The organism is Pollutimonas bauzanensis (genome assembly GCF_900129885.1).
Lineage (GTDB): Bacteria > Pseudomonadota > Gammaproteobacteria > Burkholderiales > Burkholderiaceae_B > Pollutimonas > Pollutimonas bauzanensis.
In genome coordinates this window covers 301,529-321,669 of record NZ_FQXE01000004.1, presented here as the reverse complement: position 1 = coordinate 321,669, position 20,141 = coordinate 301,529, and the positions used below count along the sequence as shown (strand labels likewise).

Here is a 20,141-nt window from a genome sequence, read left to right as displayed (position 1 = left end):
AGAAAAGGGAATAAACTGCTGTAGTATCGATATCTTATGCAATAAATCCAGACTCCGTGAATACTTCTGCCGACCCTGCCAGCCGAAATGGCGCACAAGCCCTGCTCCAGACCCTGATCGCCCATGGCGTGGATACCATTTTCGGTTATCCGGGCGGAGCGGTCCTGCCTTTGTACGACGCCTTGTATTCCGAGCCGCGCATCCGCCACGTGCTGGTCAGGCACGAACAGGGGGCGATGCACGCCGCCGAAGGCTATGCGCGCTCCACCGGCAAGCCGGGCGTGGTGGTGGTGACCTCCGGCCCCGGCATGGCCAATACCACGTCCGGGCTGCTGGACGCCATGTGCGATTCGATACCGGTGCTGTGCATCAGCGGGCAGGTGGCCACCAGCGCCATAGGCACCGATGCCTTCCAGGAATGCGACGCCATCGGCATCTCGCGCCCGGTCACCAAATGGAATGCGCAGATCCGGCGGACCGAAGATATCGCGGCCATGGCCGCCAAGGCTTATCGCCTGACGACATCCGGGCGCCCCGGACCGGTCCTGCTGGATTTCCCCAAGGACATGCAGATCGGCCTGGTGCCGCCCGAACAGCCCGCCGCCGGCGATGCCGCCGAACTTGCCAGTGTCGAAACCAGCAGCCCGACGGCCGAGGCGGCGATCAAGCGCGCCGCGGCGCTGATCGCCAACGCCAAGCGCCCGGTGTTCTATGGCGGCGGGGGCCTGATCAATTCGGGCCTGGACGCCTGCCATGCCTTCGCCAGCCTGGTGCAGGACATGGCCGCGCCATGCACCCTGACCCTGATGGGCCTGGGCGCCTTTCCGGCCGACGACCCCCTGTTCCTGGGCATGCTGGGCATGCACGGGACGCTGGAAGCCAATCTGGCCATGCATCACGCCGACCTGATTGTTTGCGTGGGCGCGCGCTTCGACGACCGCATAACCGGCCGGCTGTCGGATTTCTGTCCGCATGCCAGCAAGATCCACCTGGACATCGACCCGGCCTCCATCAACAAGGTGGTGCGGGCCGATGTGGCCATGGTGGGGGATTGCTACCCGCTGTTGCGCGCCTTGCGCCGCGAATTGGCGCAGGTCGAACTGCCCCCCGCCAGGCTGGATGCCTGGTGGCAGCGCATAGGCGTGTGGCGCGCCAAGGACTGTCTGAAGGTGACGCCCTCCGCCCAGCATATCCTGCCCCAGCACCTGATGCAGCGCGTCGATCACGCGCTCACGGGGCTGGACGCCATTATCTCGACCGACGTCGGCCAGCACCAGATGTGGGCGGCGCAATACATCAAGTTCAATCGCCCCAACCGCTGGCTGACCTCGGGCGGCGCGGGGACCATGGGCTACGGCCTGCCGGCGGCCATAGGGGCGCAGATCGCCCATCCGGACAAGCCGGTGGTATGCGTCAGCGGCGATGCTTCGGTGCTGATGAACATCCAGGAACTGGCCACCGCCACGCAGCACCAGACGCCAGTCAAGCTGGTGTTGTGCAACAACGGCCATATGGGCATGGTGCGGCAATGGCAGGAACTGATCCATGACGGCCGCTACAGCCACAGCTATAACGCCTCCCTGCCTGATTTCGTGGCGCTGGCCAAGGCTTTCGGCTGGGGCGCCGCGCGGGTGGAAGACCCGGCGCAGCTGGACGCGGCCCTGGCGGAGTGCATGGCCTACGACGGCCCCTTCTTCCTGGACGTGGTGGTGCTCGCGCAGGAAAACTGCTTCCCCATGATGCCGGCCGGCTACGGCCACCAGCAGGTCATGCTGTCGGAAGACACCTGGTATGTCGAAGACTAAAGAAAACCCCAATACCCTTGAGCCGGCGGTTGATGTACAAAGCCCGTTGAGTTTCAAATTCATAACCCATAAGTGTCAGGGACAAAATGCGTACAACCTGGTTTTCCAAATGCATGCTTGCCGTTGCGACGGCAGGCATTTTTTCTTCCGCGCCGGTATTGGCCGAAACGACGCTGAAAATGGCGTACGCCTTATCGACCAATTCCCACTACGGCGCGGGAGCCGACGCGTTTTCCAAAGCCATACAAGACAGCGCCAAAGGCCAGTTCAAGGTCCAGCAATTCGCCAATAGCGCCCTGGGCGGCGAACGCGAAGTCATAGAAGGCCTGCAGCTGGGCACCATAGATCTCGCCATCGTATCTACGGGCGCCACCTTGAATTTCGTCCCCAAGACCGGCGTCTTCGACATCCCCTTCCTGTTCCGCGACCTGGCCCATGCGCGCAAAGTGCTCGATGGCGATATCGGCCAGGAGATGCTTGCCGAATTTCCCAAGCGCGGCCTGGTGGCCCTGGCCTGGGGCGAGCAGGGTTTCCGCCAGCTTACCAATAACGTGCGCCCGGTGGCCAAGCCTGAAGATGCCAAGGGCTTGAAAATTCGCACCACCGAAAACCCCATCCACCTTGCGGCCTTCCGCCACCTGGGCGTGCTGGCCACTCCCATGGCGTGGCCCGAAGTCGCCACCGCCCTGCAGCAGGGCACGATAGACGGGCAGGAAAACCCCCTGTCGGTGATCGTCTCGGCCAAGCTGCCGCAATTGCAGAAATACCTCTCGCTGACGTCGCATGTATACGGCCCCGCCCTGGTATTGATGTCGCCCAGTGTCTACGACGGCCTGTCCGATGCCGACAAGGCCAAGTTCAAGGCGGCGGGCCATGATGCGGCGATCGCCATGCGCGACTATGTCGACGCCGTCGAGAAAAGCGGCATCGATGACGTCAAGAAAGGAGGCATGCAGGTCAATACGGTCGACCATGCCGCCTTCGTCAAGGCGGTCGAGCCGGTCTATCCCCAGTATTACAAGCAATTCGGCAAAGAACTGGTTGAATCCATCCGCAATACCCAGTAATCCATAGCGCGGTTGGCAATGCCTCAAGGGCTGGCGCGGGCGTCAGCCCTTGTCCATTTCCCTTCCGGAGCCATCGCCGCCTCCACCGCCACAAACAGGACAAGTCGTGCCAATTATTCGCTTGATGGACCGCGCATTATTCCGGTTTATATCCCTGCTGACCCAGTTGTTGATGCTTTCGGCCGTAGCGGCCGGGTTTTATCAGGTCATTGCCCGCTTCATCCTCGAGTCGCCGGCCGACTGGAGCGAGGCCTGGACCCGCGCCGCCCTGATCTGGACGGTGATGCTGGGCGTCGCGCTGGCGTTCCGGCAGGGCGCCATGCTCAGCGTCGAAATGCTGCACAGCATGCTCGGCCCCCGCAACAAGCGCTGGCTCGAACACCTGATCCTGCTCATCTGCGTGGGCTTCCTGGGCTTCCTGGCCTGGGTGGGAGGGCAAATGGCCTGGCGCGTGCGCTTCCAGACCATGCCCAGCCTCGATGTGGCGATCAGCTGGGTATATATCGCCATTCCCATCGGAACCACCTTGGCGATACTGGCCGTTATCGCCCATTGGTCCGAAGGGCCGCGCCAGGCGGTGGTCGACGATACCGTCATCTGATCCATAGCGGGCCATAGCCAATAATCAACAATACAGGGACGGACCAAGTCCTCTCCAACACGCCGGGTGAATGAATGTCGCAGTTGATGGTTGTTTCAATGTTGGTGTTTTTTGCGCTGTCAGTGCCGGTGGCGGTGTCCATAGGCTTGGGCAGCATGCTGGGCGTGGGTTTCGACGGCCATCTGACCTGGCTGGTCGTGGCCCAGCAGATTTACGCATCGCTGGATAAATACCCCCTGGTCGCCGTGCCTTTTTTCATTCTGGCCGGCAATCTGATGGAAGCGGGCGGGATTTCCGAGCGCATGGTGGCTTTCGCCAAGAGCGTGGTGGGTGGCTTCCAGGGCGGGCTGGCCTGCACCTGCGTTCTGACCTGCATGATTTTCGCCGCCGTCGCCGGCTCCAGCGTGGCGACCACCTTTGCGGTGGGCGCCATTCTCATTCCGGCCATGGTCAAGCACGGCTATCCCAAACCCTTTGCCGCCTCGCTGCAGGCTTCGGCCGCGGAACTGGGCGTGATCATCCCGCCGTCCATCCCCATGATCCTGTTTGCCGTGGCGACCGATACCTCGGTGGGCGAATTGTTTATCGCCGGCATCGGTCCCGGCATCCTGATAGGCCTGGCCCTGATGCTCTATGTGTGGCTGTACGCGCGCAAGAATGGCTACGGCAAGCACGACGGCGACGGGCGGCTGGCGCTGTGGCCGGCCTTCAAGCAGGCCTGGCTGGCCTTGTTGATGCCGGGCATCATTCTTGGCGGCATATACGGGGGTATTTTCACGCCTACGGAGGCGTCGGCGGTGGCCGTGGTGTATGCGCTGGTCGTCGGCATATTCATCTATCGCCGGATTACTTTCGCCAATCTGTCGAAGACGCTGCACCGTTCGGTGGTGTCGACGGCGGTCATCATGTTCGTGATCGCCAACGCCGGCGTGTTCGGCTTTCTGCTCAACCGGGCCGGCATTCCCGCGGCCCTGGGCGAATGGCTGGGCCATATATTCAGCAATAAATACACTTTTCTGCTGGGAGTCAATGCGGCGCTGTTCGTCATAGGCATGTTCATCGAGACTTCGGCGTCGATCGTGGTGCTGGCTCCTTTGCTGCTGCCGGTGGCGGTGCATTTCGGAGTGGAGCCGGCGCATTTCGGCATCATCATGGTGGTGAATCTGGCGCTGGGCATGGTGACGCCGCCTTTCGGCGTGAACCTGTTCGCGGCATGCGCGGTGGCGAATTTGCCGATCGAGCGCCTGATCAGGCCGCTGTTGCCTTTTGTCGGGGTGGTGGTGGCGTGCCTGCTGCTGATCACTTACGTGCCGGAGATTTCGCTGTTCTTCAAGGTGCTGGTGTACGGGTAGGGGGTTGCACCGTGGGTTTCTAAACCCGTCGCCGTGGTCGTGTTTTCTTAACCCGTCGCCGTGGGCGGGTGTGGGTTGGGCTCAATATCGCTGCGGTCCCGGGCTTCGCCCGTGACTGCCCGCGCAGTCAACCTGTTTCCGGGCGCCCGCGAACTCGCGGAACGGACAGCCCCCGGCTGTCCGTAAGCGTCTCGCTCAGACAAGCGCGGGCTTGCCTCCCGGAAACAGGCCGCCTGCGCGGCTTGCTCAACATTTCGCCCAACCCACACCCGCCCACGGCGCCTGGACATCGGGTTGATGGGACGGCTGCTGGTATTTGATCTGGCAATCGGTTTATTGGACGGGCGCTGGTATCGGGCTTGGCGATCGGGTTTGTCGGACGGCGGCTCGTATCGGGCCTGGTATCGAGTATGGCGGCTGATATCGGGCCTGGCAATCGGCTTATTGGACGGGCGCTGGTATTAGGACTGGCAATCGGTTTATTGGACGGCCGCCGGTATCGAGCTCGGCATCCGGGCAGGCAGGTCGGGGGACTGTTGTCGATTCCTATTGCCAGATTGATGGGTTGATGTCGTCGCATACGACACCGTAGACTAGACAGCACCGTAGGCCAAACCAGCCTCAATGCCCAAGCGGGCCGGCTGGCGGCCCGCGCCGGGCGAGCGTCAGACCTCTTTCTTGCCAGCCAAAACCGCAGCAAGAATGCCAAGCACCCAACCCGTCCCAGCAGAGATACAAAACCTGGGATGCAGTCGCTGGCGCGGTGGTGGAAGGTAGCGGTCCGTCCGGGGCCGAGCAAGCCGGCCGCGAAGGCAGCGCGAAGGCGCGGACGAGCGAGGCGAGGCGGGGTCCGCCGCGCTGGGCGGCGGACCAGGCCACGCGGACCGCTACCTTCCACCACCGCGCCAGCGGCGTGTTAAGCATAAGCCAGCGGCGTGTTAAGCATAAGCCAGCGGCGTGTTAAGCATAAGCCAGCGCAGCGTGTTAAGCATAAAGCCAGCGGCATGTAAAGCATGAGACAGCGGCGTGTTAAAGACAATCGCCGATGCGCGACAGCACTATGTGGATCCGGCTGGCACTTGTTTTCTGTGCCAGCCCGACCTTTCAAGCATCGCAATCCCGCTTAAAACGGCGGATCGTCGTCATTGACGTCGACAGCAACCGCCGCTGTCTTGACGGCTTTCTTCACGGCAGTTTTGCTGGCGACCTTTTTGGCGGCGGCTTTCGTCGCCGTCTTGCCCGCGGCCTTCTTCACCGCCGATTTCGCCGCGGTCTTGGTGGCGGTTTTAGTAGCGGTCTTGGTAGCGGTTTTTGCGGCCGTCTTTGTAGCGGTTTTGGTCGCGGCTTTGACAGCGGTTTTGCCCGCCGTTTTGGTGGCTTTTTTCGCCGCCGTCTTGCTGCCTGGCTTCTCGGGCCGCGGCTCGAACTCGAAGCCTATCTTGCCGTTCTCCTGCTTGGCCAGATAAGCCTTGAACTTGCGATTGGTCCGGCTGGATACAAAACCCTCCAGCAGATCCGTCTTGCCCGTCGCCAGCAACTTCTGTATCTGCTCAGGAGCGACCTCCTGCTGCAGAATCATCTTGCCGCTGCGGAAATCGCAGGTCTTTTCCGGCCCTACCGATTTCTCGCATACATAATTCATCCCGTATTCATAGACCTTGCCGCCGCACTTCGGGCAGTCGCCCAGCGGCGTCTGGCCTGAAAAATCGACCGGCTCGGTATCGCTGTCGTCCTTCTGGCCGAAATCGAATTCCAGCTTGAATTCATCGGTGATCCGCAACAGCGCCGCGAACGGGCGCCCCATTTTGCTGATGAAACCAGGCAGCGGGCCCAGTTCGCGCTTGCTGAGCAATTCTTCGACCTCGGGGATCTCGAAAGTGCGCCCTCCCGGGTGCTTGCCTATCGAGAAATCACAACTCGTGCATGCATAGCGCCGATAATTTTCCTTGACCACCGCGCCGCATTTAGGGCAGGGCGTGCTCAGGGTCGCGTAGTCGCCCGGCACCGTGTCGCGCTCATATTCCTTGGCGCGCTTGACGATCACCTGGGTCATCTGCGCGATTTCCCGCATGAATTCATCACGGCCCAGCTCGCGCTGCTCGATTTGCTTCAGGCGGTGTTCCCATTCGCCGGTCAGCTCGGGGGACGTGAGCTCATTGACGCCCAGGCCCGACAGCAGCGTCATGAGCTGGCGCGCCTTGGCGCTGGGGATGAGGTCGCGGCCCTCGCGGCGCAGATAGCCTTCGTTGAGCAGACCTTCGATAATGGCCGCCCGCGTGGCCGGCGTTCCCAGGCCGCGCTCGGACATGGCTTCGCGCAGGGCCTCGTCGTCCACCAGCTTGCCTGCGCCTTCCATGGCCGACAGCAGCGTGCCTTCATTGAAGCGCGCCGGAGGCTTGGTGGCCAGCCCTTTGGCTTCGATGTTTTCAGTATTGACCTTTTCGCCTTCGGCTACCGCCACCAGATTGGTGTCGTCGCCCTGCGCTTCGCGGCCGTAGATGGCCAGCCAGCCGGGCGACACCAGGACCTTGCCCTCGGTCTTGAAGTGATGGCCGGATACTTCGGTGATGCGCGTCGTCAGGCGGAATTCGGCCGCGGGGAAAAACACAGCCAGGAAGCGCTTGGTGATCAGTTCGTAGATCTTGGTTTCGGCGTCGCTCAGCTCGCGCGGAATTTGCAGCGTCGGGATGATGGCAAAGTGATCCGATACCTTTTTGTTGTCGAAAATGCGGCGATTGGGCTTGACCCATTTCTGCTTGCACACGGTTTCGGCGAATGGGCGCACGCTGGCCGCGGCGGCCGAGCCGCCTTCCGAGAGGGCCTGCATGGTTTGCTGGACGGTCTGGATATAGTCTTCGGGCAGGTAGCGCGAATCGGTACGCGGATAGGTCAGCGCCTTGTGCCGTTCATATAGAGTCTGGGCCAGCCCCAGCGTGGTCTTGGCTGAAAAGCCGAAACGCGAGTTGGCTTCGCGCTGCAGCGATGTCAGGTCGAAGAGCGCCGGCGATATTTGTGTCGAGGGCTTGGATTCTTCGGTTACATGCCCGGATTTTTCGCGGCACGCGGTAACAATGGTTTGCGCGGCGCTTTGCGACCACAGGCGCGAATCGCGCCGTTCCGGGTCGCGCTCGTCCTTCAGGAACTTGGGGTCGAACCAGCGGCCTGTATAGAAACCGGCGGCGGCGACAAACGTGGCGTGCACTTCCCAGTAGTCGCGCGATACGAACTTGCGTATTCGTTCTTCGCGTTCGGCCACAATGGCCAGCGTCGGCGTCTGGACGCGCCCGACCGGGGTCTTGAAGAAGCCGCCGTCCTTGCTGTTGAAGGCCGTCATGGCCCGGGTCCCGTTGATGCCCACCAGCCAGTCGGCCTCGGCGCGCGAGCGGGCGGCCGCTTCCAGCGGCTTCATGGTGTCATCGTCGCGCAGGTTCTCAAAGGCTTCGCGGATGGCGGCCTGGGTCATGGACCGCAGCCAAAGCCGCGTGACCGGCTTCTTGATGCCTGAATATTGCACGATGTAGCGGAAGATCAGCTCGCCCTCGCGGCCCGCGTCGCAGGCATTGATCACCGCATCGACATCTTTGCGCTTGAGCAGCCTGACCAGCAGCTTGAGCCGCTCGGCCGAGCGCTTGTCGGTGGGGCCAAGCTCGAATTGCGGCGGAATGACCGGCAGATGCGCAAAACTCCATTTTCCCCGCACGGGATCGTTGGGCGCGACCAGGCTGAGCAAATGCCCAATGCTGGAAGCAAGCACATACCGCTCGCTTTCAAAGTAATCGCCTTCCCGGGTGAATCCTCCCAGGGCGCGGGAAATATCCAGAGCTACCGAGGGTTTCTCGGCAATAATCAGCGTTTTATTCATGAGTTTCCAGTGACTGCGTTTCAGCAGCAATAGCGCGGATCATACGAGGTGAGAATCGCACTACGCAAGTCGAGTGTAATAAAAACGACTCCTTGCCGGCGTCACAATACACTAAATCGGCGCGCCCATTGTCCCTGGGCAGCCCGCCAGAAGGCTTCGAGCCCGGTTTCGGGCAGCGCCTGGAAGCCCAGCGCCTGCCACGCCTTGTTGAGCGTGCGCACTGGATTCACAAGGTCCAGCGCCATGGCGTGATTCTGTTTGGAGAGTTTGCGCCCCGCTTCGTCCAGCAGCAGCGGGACGTGCATGACGCGCGGGTAGGATATATTCAGGCGGCGCGCCAGGATGCGCTGCCGGGCCGTCGAATCCAGCAGATCGGTGCCGCGCACGATATCCGTGATGCCCTGCTCGCCGTCGTCGACCACCACCACCATCTGGTAGGCCCAGAGGCCGTCGGCGCGCTTGACGATGAAGTCGCCCACTTCGGCGGCGACATCCTGCCGCTGCGGGCCCTGCCAGCGGTCATGGAAGTATTCCGTGCCGGGCGGCACCTTGAAGCGCCAGGAGCGCGCCTGGCGGCCTGGCAGCAGGCCGGCGCGGCAGGTGCCCGGGTAGGCGCCCCAGGAAAGCTCCTGGCGGGTACAGGCGCAGCCGTACACCAGGTTTTGCGCCGCCAGCGCGTCGAAGGCGGCCTGATACAGCTTCATGCGCTGCGATTGCCAGACAGGAGCGTCGTCCCATTGCATGCCCAGGGCCTGCAATTGCCCCATGATGACCCGATCGGCGCCCGGTATGACCCGCGGCGCGTCGATGTCTTCCATGCGCAGCAGCCACTGGCCCTCGTGCGCCCTGGCATCCAGGAAGCTGGCCATGGCGGCGAGCAGGGAACCGTCATGCAGGGGACCGCTGGGGCTGGGCGCAAAACGCCCCCTGTAGGGGCGCTTGCCGCCTTGTGCTTCCGACGCCATGCGGCAGTGCCTGCTTAATGCGATAACCGCGCCGGGTCGTCGGCCAGAAGCTCTTCGAATACGAGGTGGTCCACTTCGGCCTCTTGGCTCCAGAGCACCATGAGCGCAATGATCTTGATTTTTTCAAGGGAAATGGGCGACTCGGTGGTGGCTTGCGCGCGTTCGATGAGGATTTCGCGCAGCGCGGTGGGCAGCACGCCGGAGTTTTCGAGGAAGGTGATGAAACCTATGGCCTCGGTGCCCATCGTTTGGTATTCGTGGTCGGTAAAGACGCGCCGGCTGTCGCCTTGCGGGTTTTTCGCCAGTTGGCCGCATTCCTCGGTGGTTTGCGCCAGCCCGTGCAGCCAGCCCAGGGCGTCGTTGATGTCTTCGTGTTCGAAACCTACGGCGGCCAGCTTGTGCGCAAGGACATCAGCCTCGGGACATGCTTGCGGTGTATAGTAAGTCTCGAATAAGTAAACCAATATATCGAACATATGCGATTCCGGTTGCCGTTTGCGTAAGTCTTTGCGTTTGCGAAGTCAGTGAGTAGATAAAAGCTTAACCGGTAAAGTTAAGGACGACTTTACGCTGATTTGTCATCCTGGGCAAATCAGCCTGTTGTTGCAAACAGACGCCAGGCGAAGCAGGCCGGCCTGGCGCATGACCCGCGGCTCAATCCGACTTTGGGGGGATGTTCATGGAAGAGGTAATACAGGCGGAGCGCGCTATTGATCCGCCGCAGGCCCAGACAATAGCGATTCCGCCCGCGGCCCGCCCGGGCGATGCGCTCGACGCCATCGACACGCCCAGCCTGATCCTGGACCTGGATGCGTTCGAGGAAAACCTGCGCACCATGCAGGTCCTGGCCGAGCGCCACGGTGTGGCGCTGCGGCCCCACGCCAAGGCCCATAAATGCCCCGAAATCGCCTTGCGCCAGATCGCCCTGGGCGCGGCCGGCATTTGCTGCCAGAAGGTCTCGGAGGCGGTGCCTTTCGTTGCCGCGGGCGTGCGCGACATTCTCATCAGCAACGAGGTGCTCGGCGGGGCCAAGCTGGCTTTGCTGGCGCGGCTGGCGAAACAGGCCCACATGACGGTTTGCGCCGACAACCCTATAGCGGTCGAGGCGCTTTCGGCCATGATGGTCGAGCATGAGGCGTCGGTGGGCGTCCTGGTCGAACTGGACATCGGCCAGCAGCGCTGCGGGGTGCAGACGCCCGACGAGGCCCTGGCGCTGGCCCGCCTGATCCGGAAACTGCCCAATATCAATTTCGCCGGCGTGCAGGCCTATCAAGGGGGGGTACAGCACAAGCGCTCGCTGACCCAGCGCCAAAAAGCCTCCGACAAGGCCGCGCGCCTGATCCGCCAGTATCTGGATGCCTTTGCCAAGGCGGATATCGAATGCCCTGTCGTCAGCGGCGGGGGTACCGGCACGGCGGCCTTCGATGTAGCCAGCCAGGTCTATACCGAGATCCAGGCCGGCACCTACGCCTTCATGGATACCGACTACGCCGGCATCGACTGGGGCGAGGCCCTGTTTTTCCGGCACAGCCTGTTTTTGCTGGGCACGGTCATGAGCACGCCCACGTCGGACCGCGCGATCGTCGACCTCGGCCTGAAGTCGACCAGCGCCGAAAGCGGCGCGCCGCAACTGGTAGGCCGCGAGGGCCTGCGCTGCGTGGCCGTGCATGACGAGCATTGCATCCTCCTGGCCAGCAGCCGGCGCAACAGGCCCGACGTGGGCACGCAATTGCGCCTGATACCGGGGCATTGCGACCCGACCTTCAACCTGCACGACAGCGTGGTCGCCATGCGCGGCCAGCATGTCGAAGCCGTGTGGCCCATCAGCGCGCGCGGCTTGAGCCGCTGAGGCCTGGTTCCGGCAGGCCGGGTTCAGCGCCCCGGCGATGTCAGCTTGCGATGGCGATCAGCTCCGCGCCATCGCCGACCTGGTCGCCGACCGCAAAGAACAATTCCTCGACCGTTCCGTCGGCCGGCGCGTGTATGGTGTGCTCCATTTTCATGGCCTCCATCACCAGCAGGGCGTCGCCGCTTTTCACCTTGTCGCCCGCCCTGACCGAAATCGCGATGATCTTGCCGGGCATGGGCGCGGTCAGCCCGCCCTGGTGTCCGCTGGTGTCGTCCTGCGCGTGCGCGACGGCGTCGTGGACCTGCAGTTCCTGCACGCCGCCATGCGCGAATACATGGACATTTTCCTGCTGGAGCACCACGGTGGCCGAGGCATCGGCGTTGCCCAGCCGGACGTGCACCCGGTACTGGCGCGCCGCCAGCGTCTCGGTTTTCCATTCGAATGGCAGCGCCTGGCCATTGCGGGTGTAAGTCCAGCGCTCGCCCGCGCGGCTGATGTGAAGCTCGCGCAATTCGTCCTGTTCGAGCAGGCCGAAGACCTGCCGGTAGCGGCCATTGATGCGCCAGCCGTCCGCCTGGGCCCAGGGGTCGACGTGCACGGTGTTCTGCCGGACCGCCGACTGGGCCAGCCCCTGCCTGGCCAGCAAGGCCGCCACGGCCAGCGCCAGGGTGCTGTCGGGCGCCGGCGCGGCCGGCGGGAACAGGCTGTCGTGCTGCCGTTCTATCAGCCCGGTGTCCAGGTCGGCGGCGGCAAAGGCCGGGTCCAGCATCAGGCGGCGCAGGAAGGCGATATTGGTCTGCACGCCCACGGCCTGGATTTCGCCCAGCGCCTGGACCATGCGCGCCCGCGCCTGGTCGCGGTCGGCGCCGCGCACGATCAGCTTGGCGATCATGGGGTCGTAAAAGGGTGTAATCGTGTCGCCCGCCCGCACCCCTCCGTCCACGCGTATATCGCCGTTCTGGAAGGCGGCGTGAGGCGGGAAATTCAGGGTCGTCAGGGTGCCTATCGAGGGCAGGAAGCCTTTGTCCGGATTCTCGGCATAGATGCGCGCCTCGATGGCATGCCCGGTGATGGCCAGCTGTTCCTGCGCAAGGGGCAGGGCTTCGCCCGCGGCGACGCGCAACTGCCATTCCACCAGGTCGTGGCCGGTGATCATTTCCGTGACCGGATGCTCGACCTGCAGCCGCGTGTTCATTTCCATGAAATAGAAGCGGCCGTCGGGTTCGACAATGAATTCGACGGTGCCCGCCCCCACATAGCCCACGGCTCTTGCCGCGGCCACCGCCGCCTCGCCCATGGCGCGGCGGCGCTCTGGCGTCATTCCGGGCGCGGGCGCCTCTTCGATGACTTTCTGGTGGCGGCGCTGCACCGAGCAGTCGCGCTCGAACAGGTAGACGCAATTGCCATGCGTGTCGGCGAAGACCTGGATTTCTATATGGCGCGGCTTTTGCAGATAGCGTTCGATCAGGACTTTGTCGTCGCCGAAGCTGCTGGCGGCTTCGCGCTTGCACGAAGCCAGGGCCTCGGCGAAGGCCGGGCCGGATTCGACTATGCGCATGCCCTTGCCCCCGCCGCCGGCGCTGGCCTTGATGAGCACCGGATAGCCCATGGCATCGGCCTGGGATTGCAGGAATCCGGGGTCCTGATTGTCGCCATGGTAACCGGGCACCAGCGGCACGCCGGCCTTGTCCATCAAGGTCTTGGCGGCCGATTTGCTGCCCATGGCGGCGATGGCGCCGGCGGGCGGCCCCACGAAGACAATGCCGGCGTCGGCGCAGGCCTGGGCAAAGCCTTCGTTCTCGGACAGGAATCCGTAGCCCGGGTGTATGGCCTGCGCGCCGGTCTGGCGCGCGGCTTCGAGTATGGCCTCGCCGCGCAGATAGCTGGCGCGGGGTTCGGAACCACCGATGTGAACGGCGCTGTCGCAGGTGGCGACATGGCGCGAGCCGGCATCGGCGTCGGAATACACGGCAACCGTGCGCAGGCCCAGGCGATGGGCGCTGGCGGCCACGCGGCAGGCAATTTCGCCCCGGTTGGCAATCAGTAAGGTGGTGAACACATCGACTCCTTGGGATTACATGCGGAACACGCCGAAACGTGTGTCCTCGATAGGGGCGTTGAGCGCGGCGGACAGGCCCAGGGCCAGTACGCGGCGGGTATCGGCGGGCATGATGATGCCGTCGTCCCACAGGCGCGCCGTGGCGTAATAGGGATGGCCCTCTTTTTCGTATTGATCGCGGATGGGCGCCTTGAATTCCTCTTCCTCGGCGGCGCTCCAGGCGCCGCCCTTGGCTTCGATGCCATCGCGGCGCACCGTCGCCAGCACGCTGGCGGCCTGCTCGCCGCCCATGACCGAGATGCGCGCGTTGGGCCACAGGAACAGCAGCCGCGGGCCGAAGGCGCGGCCGCACATGCCATAGTTGCCGGCGCCGAAGGAGCCGCCGATCAGGATGGTGAACTTGGGCACGCTGGCCGTCGACACCGCGGTGACCATCTTGGCGCCATGGCGCGCAATGCCTTCGTTCTCGTATTTGCGGCCCACCATGAAGCCTGTGATGTTCTGCAGGAAAACCAGCGGAATCTTGCGCTGGCAGCACAGTTCGATGAAGTGCGTGCCTTTTTGCGCCGCTTCCGAAAACAGCACGCCATTATTGGCGATGATGCCTACGGGCATGCCGTGAATGTGGGCAAAGCCGGTAATCAGGGTGGTGCCGAAGCGGGCCTTGAATTCGTCGAACTCCGAGCCGTCCACGATGCGGGCGATGACCTCGCGCACGTCATAGGGCTTGCGCGTATCGCTGGGAATGATGCCGTTGAGTTCCTGCGGGTCGTAGAGCGGCTCGGCAAACGCCTTGCGCCGCAGTTGCACGGGCTTCTGATGATTGAGCCTGGCCACGGCGTTGCGCGCCAGGTAGAGCGCATGCAGGTCGTTGTTGGCCAGATGGTCGGCGACGCCGGACAGGCGGGTGTGCACATCGCCGCCGCCCAGGTCTTCGGCGCTGACCACCTCGCCGGTGGCCGCCTTGACCAGGGGAGGGCCGGCCAGGAAAATCGTGCCCTGGTCCTTGACGATGATGGATTCGTCGCTCATCGCCGGGACGTAGGCGCCGCCCGCCGTGCAGGAGCCCATGACGACGGCGATCTGGCCTATGCCCTGGGCCGACATGACGGCCTGGTTGTAGAAGATGCGGCCGAAATGGTCGCGATCGGGAAAGACTTCGTCCTGGTTGGGCAGGTTGGCGCCGCCCGAGTCGACCAGATAAACACAGGGCAGCTTGTTCTGTTGGGCGATTTCCTGGGCGCGCAGATGCTTTTTGACGGTCAGCGGGTAGTAGGTGCCGCCTTTTACCGTGGCGTCGTTGCAGACGACGACGCATTCCGTGCCGGCGATGCGGCCGATGCCGGTGATCAGGCCGGCGCCCGGCGCCGCATTGTTGTACACATTGTGGGCCGCCAGGGGGGACAGTTCCAGGAAAGGCGTGCCCGGATCGAGCAGCCGCTCGACCCGGTCGCGCGGCAGCAGTTTGCCGCGGGCCAGGTGTTTGGCGCGGGCCGCCTCACTGCCGCCCAGGGCGGTTTGCGTCAGTTGTTTCTGCAGGTCGTCGACCTGTTCCTGCATGGCGCGGGCGTTGTCGATGAACGCGAGCGAGCGCGGATTGATCCGGGATTCGATGACGGGCATGAATTGCTGTTCCTAAAAAAGCAAAAAGGGCGCCGCGAACCTGCCGCGGCGCCCTGTACAGGCTTAGACCATTTCGATAGCCAGGGCGACGGCTTCGCCGCCGCCTATGCACAGGGAAGCCACCCCGCGCTTGCCGCCGGTTTTGCGCAGCGCCCCCACCAGGGTGGTGAGCAGGCGCGCGCCCGAAGCGCCGATGGGATGCCCCAGGGCGGTGGCGCCGCCGTGGATATTGACTTTCGCGTGCGGCAGCTTCAGGTCGCTCATGGCCGCCATGGTGACGACCGCGAAGGCTTCATTGATTTCGTACAGGTCGACGTCCTCGGCATTCCAGCCGGTCTTGGCGAAGAGCTTTTGTATGGCGCCGACCGGGGCCGTCGTGAACCAGCCCGGTTCCTGCGAATGCTGGCTGTGGCCGACGATGCGGGCCAGCGGCGTGGCGCCGAGCTTCTTGGCGGTGGATTCGCGCATCAGCACCACGGCGGCGGCGCCGTCGGAAATGGACGATGAATTGGCGGCGGTGACCGTGCCGTCTTTCTTGAACGCCGGCTTGAGGGTGGGCACTTTTTCCGGCAAGGCCTTGGCGGGCCCTTCGTCGGTGTCGATCACGGTGTCGCCCTTGCGGCCGGCCACGGTGACGGGGGTGATTTCCCACTTGAAGCTGCCGTCCTCGGTGGCGGCGCGCGCGCGGCGCAGCGATTCCAGCGAGAACGCATCCTGCTGTTCACGGGTGAAGGTGTATTTGGCGGCGCAGTCTTCGGCGAACACGCCCATGGCGGTGCCGCGTTGATAGGCGTCTTCCAGGCCATCCAGCGCCATGTGGTCGTACACGGTGGAATGGCCGTAGCGGTAGCCCTGGCGCCCGCGCAGCAGCAGGTAGGGGGCGTTGCTCATGCTTTCCTGGCCGCCGGCCACCACGACCTCGGCGCTGCCGGCCGCAATGATGTCGTGCCCGTACATGGCGGCCTTGAGGCCCGAGCCGCAGACTTTATGTATGGTGGTGCAAGCCACGCCAATAGGCAGGCCCGCGCCCAGGGCGGCCTGGCGCGCCGGCGCCTGGCCCTGGCCGGCCTGCAGCACGTTGCCCATGATGACTTCATCGACGGCTTCGCCTTTGATGCCGGCGCGTTCGATGGCCGCCTTGATCACGATGGAACCGAGTTCGTGCGCGGCCAGGCCGGACAGGCTGCCCATCATACCGCCCATGGGGGTACGCGCAACCGAGACTAAAACGATGGGATCAGACATGATTTGCTCCTGAAGGGTAGGGAAAAGGAAGTGCGCTTGTAGAGCTTCTGGAATGACTTGCGTTCGAGACATGCAGGCGCCGGTCGCGGTCGTAAGGGAAGATGTCTTCGATACGGCCTTGGGCGGCGCGTTCGCGGCAGGCCTGCCACCAGCCGGCCTCGAGCAGGTCGGCATGGTGCTTGAGGAATGCCGCCCGCACGCGGGGATCGCCAAGCAGGAAAAACCGGAATTCTTCGGGAAACACATCGTTGGCGCCGACCGGATACCAAGGCTCGCTCGCGAGTTCGGCCTCTTCGTTGGGCGCCGGCGGGATGCGCCGGAAATTCATTTCCGTCATATGCTGGATTTCGTCGTAATCATAGAATACAACGCGCCCCAGGCGTGTAACGCCGAAATTCTTGAACAGCATATCGCCCGGGAAGATATTGGCCGCGGCCAGCTCGCGTATGGCTTCGCCATACCCCTTGACGGCGGTTTCCAGCGCGGCATCCGAGGCGCGCGCCAGATACAGGTTCAGCGGCGTCATGCGCCGCTCGATGTACACATGGCGCAGGACGATGGTGTCGCCGCTTTCTTCCAGCAGGCTGGGCACCTGGCTACGCAGTTCGGCCAGCAAGGTGTCCGAAAAGCGCGCCCGGGGCAGCGCCACTTGCGAATATTCCCAGGTATCGGCCATGCGGCCTACGCGGTCGTGCTTTTTCACCAATTGGTACTTGCGCCGCACGGTGGCGTGGTCCATGCCTTCCTTGGCGATGCGGTCGCGTATCAGCTTGAAGACGTAGGGATACGACGACAGGGTGAATACGGTCATGACCATGCCGTGTATCCCCGGCGCGATATCGAAAGCGTCGTGGGAATGCGCCAGATGATGCAGGAAGTCGCGGTAGAACAGGGTTTTCCCCTGCTTTTGCAAGCCTATGGTGGTGTAGATTTCGGCCTTGGGCTTGCGCGGCAGCAGCGCATTCAGGAAGCTTACGTAGGCGGCGGGGGTTTCCATGTCGACCAGGAAATACGCGCGCGTGAAGCTGAACAGCGTGCTCAGGTCGTCGGCCGTATGCAGCAGGGCGTCCAGCTGTATATGGCCCGAGGGCGTGCGCAGAAGGGCGATGGCAAAAGGATAGATGGTGCCCTGGTTCACCAGCCGGCCGACCGCGTAGGCGCCCTTGTTCCTGAAGAACAGCGAATTGAGCACATGGATCTGGCAATCCGGCGCCAGGCGCAGGCCGGCGCCGCCCGGAATGGCCAGCCGCAGCTGGTGTATGGCCAGGCGCGCCACCTTGCGCGCATCAGCCGGCAGGTCGGAGAAAGGCGCCGCCAGGCCGAAGTCGGCCAGCATATTGATCAGGGACTTTTCCAGGCCGAGACCGGCCGGATAGTAGACGCGGTAGGAAGGCAGCTTGCTGTCCAGGTATTCAGTGGCGATGGCCGGGCGCACGAACAGGAAATCGTTATGGAAATAATCGCGGTGCAAGATCCGGCACGATACTGAATTGAAGAAAGTCTCGGCGCACTCGGGCTGCCTGTGGCCCGCCAGCAGCGCCACGAATTCCGTCTTGACGGTCTGCCAGAAATCCATCTGCGCCGGGGTCAGGCTTTGCTGGGCGGAAGCGCCGCTGGGGCTGGCTTCGCTGCCCTTGAGCGCGGCCGTCAGCAGCGTGGTGCATTCATGCACGCGGGTGTCATAGTATTCGATGCGCTCGCTGGACAGCTGTTGAATGCCGCGCCAGTCGCCGGATTCGAACAAGGCCTTGGCGCGCTGCGCGCCGTAGCGGAACAAGGCGTAGTGGCGGTCGAAGCCGTCAAGCACGATACGCGCCACGGCCTGGGGCGGCAGCCCCGGGCGCGCGACCTGCTCGATGCGTTGATGGTCTCCGGTGAACACCATGTGCGTGGCGGCCTTACGCGGTTTCGTTGAACAGTTCGCGCCCGATCAGCATGCGGCGGATTTCACTGGTGCCGGCGCCTATTTCATAGAGCTTGGCGTCGCGCCACAGGCGGCCCGTGGGGTATTCGTTGATATAGCCATTGCCGCCCAGGATCTGTATGCCTTCGCCGGCCATCCAGGTGGCCTTCTCGGCGCAGTACAGGATGACGGCGGCGCAGTCCTTGCGTACCTCGCGCACATGGCCCGTGCCCAGCCTGTCGAGGTTCTTGCCCACGGCGTAGCAGAAGGCGCGGCTGGCTTGCAGCGTGGTGTAGAGGTCGGCGACCTTGCCCTGGATAAGCTGGAATTCGCCTATGGACTGGCCAAACTGCTTGCGTTCATGGATGTAGGGGACCACCACGTCCATGACGGCCTGCATGATGCCCAGGGGACCGCCGGCGAGCACGGCGCGTTCGTAGTCCAGGCCGCTCATCAGCACCTTGACGCCGCCATTGAGCTCGCCCAGGATGTTTTCCTCGGGCACTTCGCAATCCTGGAAGACCAGTTCGCCGGTATGGCTGCCGCGCATGCCCAGCTTGTCGAGCTTTTGCGCCACCGAAAAGCCCTTGTAGCCTTTTTCGATAATGAAGGCGGTGATGCCGCGCTGCCTGGCGGCGGGGTCGGTTTTGGCATAGACCACCAGCGTGTCGGCATCCGGCCCGTTGGTGATCCACATTTTGTTGCCGTTCAGCACATAGCGGTCGCCTTTCTTTTCGGCGCGCAGCTTCATGCTGACCACGTCGGAACCGGCGCCCGGCTCGCTCATGGCCAGGGCCCCCACGTGTTCGCCGGAGACCAGTTTTGGGAGGTATTGCTGTTTTTGCTGCGCCGTGCCATTGCGGTGCAACTGATTGACGCACAGATTGGAGTGCGCGCCATACGACAGGGCGACAGAGGCGCTGGCGCGCGACAGTTCTTCCATGGCGATCATGTGCGCCAGGTAACCCATATTGGAGCCGCCGTAGGCTTCGTCGACCGTCATGCCCAGCAAGCCCAGCTCGCCGAATTTGCGCCATAAATCCATGGGGAACTGGTCGCTGCGGTCCACTTGCGCCGCGCGGGGGGCGATTTCGGCTTGGGCAAAATCGTGGACCGCGTCGCGCAGCATGTCCAGGTCGGAGCCCAGATCGAAGTTTAGGCCGGGAAGATTCATGGTTGTCTCCAAGAGTGAATTCAGGGCGCCTCGTTGCCATTGGCGATAGGTCTGCTGTTTTTCCTACATTCTGCCCAGGCAATCGCTGCAGCGCAACATTCATTTTCATATCCTGCCGCAGGCGAGCATCATTGCGATTTTATATTACGTTTACGTAAACGTAAATTAGAAAATGATGGGAGCCTGAGCGCTATGCCGCGCTGCGCGCCGCCAGCAGCGCCCGGCAGGTCTTTTCCTGCCGCGAGATCTCCGCCAGGGTAAGGTCTATATCTTCGCGCTGGCGCTTCAATGCGTCCCTGTGCTGCTCCAGCACTTCGAGGTAATGCTGCAACTGCGCAACCGAGTCGCCCGGCCCATCGTACATATCGATCAGGCTGAGAATCTCGGATAGCTGCAGGCCGAGCCGCTTGCCGCGCAGCGCGAGTTTCAGGCGCGTGCGGTCGCGGGCATGGTAGATGCGGTTGCGCCCTTCGCGGCTGGGGCTGACTATGCCTTGATCCTCGTAGAAACGTATGGTGCGCGGCGTAATGGAAAATTCTTGCGCTAGCTCGGAGATGGTCCAGGTAGGATCGGTCATGGTCGGTGTTGGCAGTTTACGTTAACGTAAACTATGATGCCATAATACGTCGATCAGGC

General features: G+C 63.2%; 14 protein-coding genes. 5 read left to right on the top strand and 9 right to left on the bottom strand.

Annotation, left to right across the window (positions count from 1 at the left end; all coding sequences use genetic code 11):
- Nucleotides 1–56: 56 nt before the first annotated feature.
- The 4 genes from ilvB (at nucleotide 57) to BUB23_RS10045 (ending at nucleotide 4,825) form a co-directional block, all read left to right on the top strand.
- Nucleotides 57–1,805 carry a biosynthetic-type acetolactate synthase large subunit gene (ilvB, locus tag BUB23_RS10060; protein WP_143160938.1) on the top strand — a complete coding sequence of 583 codons (1,749 nt, stop codon included), beginning with the start codon at nucleotides 57–59 and terminating at the stop codon, nucleotides 1,803–1,805.
- Nucleotides 1,806–1,891: 86 nt separating this feature from the next.
- On the top strand, nucleotides 1,892–2,872 hold the full coding sequence (locus BUB23_RS10055; protein WP_073102965.1) for a TRAP transporter substrate-binding protein: 981 nt from the start codon (nucleotides 1,892–1,894) through the stop codon (nucleotides 2,870–2,872).
- A 115-nt stretch (nucleotides 2,873–2,987) separates the two neighbouring features.
- Nucleotides 2,988–3,473 carry a TRAP transporter small permease gene (locus BUB23_RS10050; RefSeq protein ID WP_218598937.1) on the top strand — a complete coding sequence of 162 codons (486 nt, stop codon included), beginning with the start codon at nucleotides 2,988–2,990 and terminating at the stop codon, nucleotides 3,471–3,473.
- A 74-nt stretch (nucleotides 3,474–3,547) separates the two neighbouring features.
- Nucleotides 3,548–4,825 carry a TRAP transporter large permease gene (locus BUB23_RS10045; RefSeq protein WP_073102963.1) on the top strand — a complete coding sequence of 426 codons (1,278 nt, stop codon included), beginning with the start codon at nucleotides 3,548–3,550 and terminating at the stop codon, nucleotides 4,823–4,825.
- Between the two features lie 1,123 nt (nucleotides 4,826–5,948).
- Here BUB23_RS10045 and BUB23_RS10040 read toward each other — a convergent pair.
- The 3 genes from BUB23_RS10040 to BUB23_RS10030 form a co-directional block, all read right to left on the bottom strand.
- Nucleotides 5,949–8,687 (bottom strand): DNA topoisomerase III, encoded by a 2,739-nt coding sequence (locus BUB23_RS10040; protein WP_073102962.1) that lies wholly within the window; start codon nucleotides 8,685–8,687, stop codon nucleotides 5,949–5,951.
- Between the two features lie 101 nt (nucleotides 8,688–8,788).
- Entirely contained in the window at nucleotides 8,789–9,652 is an 864-nt protein-coding gene (gene gluQRS, locus BUB23_RS10035; protein ID WP_073102961.1) for a tRNA glutamyl-Q(34) synthetase GluQRS, read from the bottom strand.
- A gap of 14 nt (nucleotides 9,653–9,666) precedes the next feature.
- On the bottom strand, nucleotides 9,667–10,128 hold the full coding sequence (locus tag BUB23_RS10030; protein ID WP_073102960.1) for a Smg family protein: 462 nt from the start codon (nucleotides 10,126–10,128) through the stop codon (nucleotides 9,667–9,669).
- Between the two features lie 203 nt (nucleotides 10,129–10,331).
- Between BUB23_RS10030 and BUB23_RS10025 the strand changes: the two genes are divergently transcribed.
- Nucleotides 10,332–11,501: a DSD1 family PLP-dependent enzyme gene (locus tag BUB23_RS10025; RefSeq protein WP_073103112.1), complete on the top strand. Its 1,170-nt coding sequence runs from the start codon at nucleotides 10,332–10,334 to the stop codon at nucleotides 11,499–11,501.
- Nucleotides 11,502–11,541: 40 nt separating this feature from the next.
- On the opposite strand, the gene BUB23_RS10020 is transcribed toward BUB23_RS10025, so the two are convergent.
- The 6 genes from BUB23_RS10020 to BUB23_RS09995 form a co-directional block, all read right to left on the bottom strand.
- Complete coding sequence (locus tag BUB23_RS10020; RefSeq protein WP_073102959.1) at nucleotides 11,542–13,560, bottom strand: acetyl/propionyl/methylcrotonyl-CoA carboxylase subunit alpha; 2,019 nt, start codon at nucleotides 13,558–13,560, stop codon at nucleotides 11,542–11,544.
- A gap of 15 nt (nucleotides 13,561–13,575) precedes the next feature.
- Nucleotides 13,576–15,183: a carboxyl transferase domain-containing protein gene (locus BUB23_RS10015; RefSeq protein ID WP_073102958.1), complete on the bottom strand. Its 1,608-nt coding sequence runs from the start codon at nucleotides 15,181–15,183 to the stop codon at nucleotides 13,576–13,578.
- Nucleotides 15,184–15,246: 63 nt separating this feature from the next.
- Complete coding sequence (locus BUB23_RS10010; protein WP_073102957.1) at nucleotides 15,247–16,428, bottom strand: acetyl-CoA C-acyltransferase; 1,182 nt, start codon at nucleotides 16,426–16,428, stop codon at nucleotides 15,247–15,249.
- Nucleotides 16,421–18,313 (bottom strand): bifunctional isocitrate dehydrogenase kinase/phosphatase, encoded by a 1,893-nt coding sequence (gene aceK, locus BUB23_RS10005; protein ID WP_073102956.1) that lies wholly within the window; start codon nucleotides 18,311–18,313, stop codon nucleotides 16,421–16,423. The genes BUB23_RS10010 and aceK overlap by 8 nt, the downstream gene beginning before the upstream one ends.
- A 13-nt stretch (nucleotides 18,314–18,326) precedes the next feature.
- Nucleotides 18,327–19,505, bottom strand: coding sequence for an isovaleryl-CoA dehydrogenase (locus BUB23_RS10000; protein ID WP_073102955.1), 1,179 nt, complete (start codon nucleotides 19,503–19,505; stop codon nucleotides 18,327–18,329).
- Between the two features lie 190 nt (nucleotides 19,506–19,695).
- Entirely contained in the window at nucleotides 19,696–20,082 is a 387-nt protein-coding gene (locus tag BUB23_RS09995) for a MerR family transcriptional regulator (protein ID WP_073102954.1), read from the bottom strand.
- Nucleotides 20,083–20,141 lie beyond the last annotated feature (59 nt).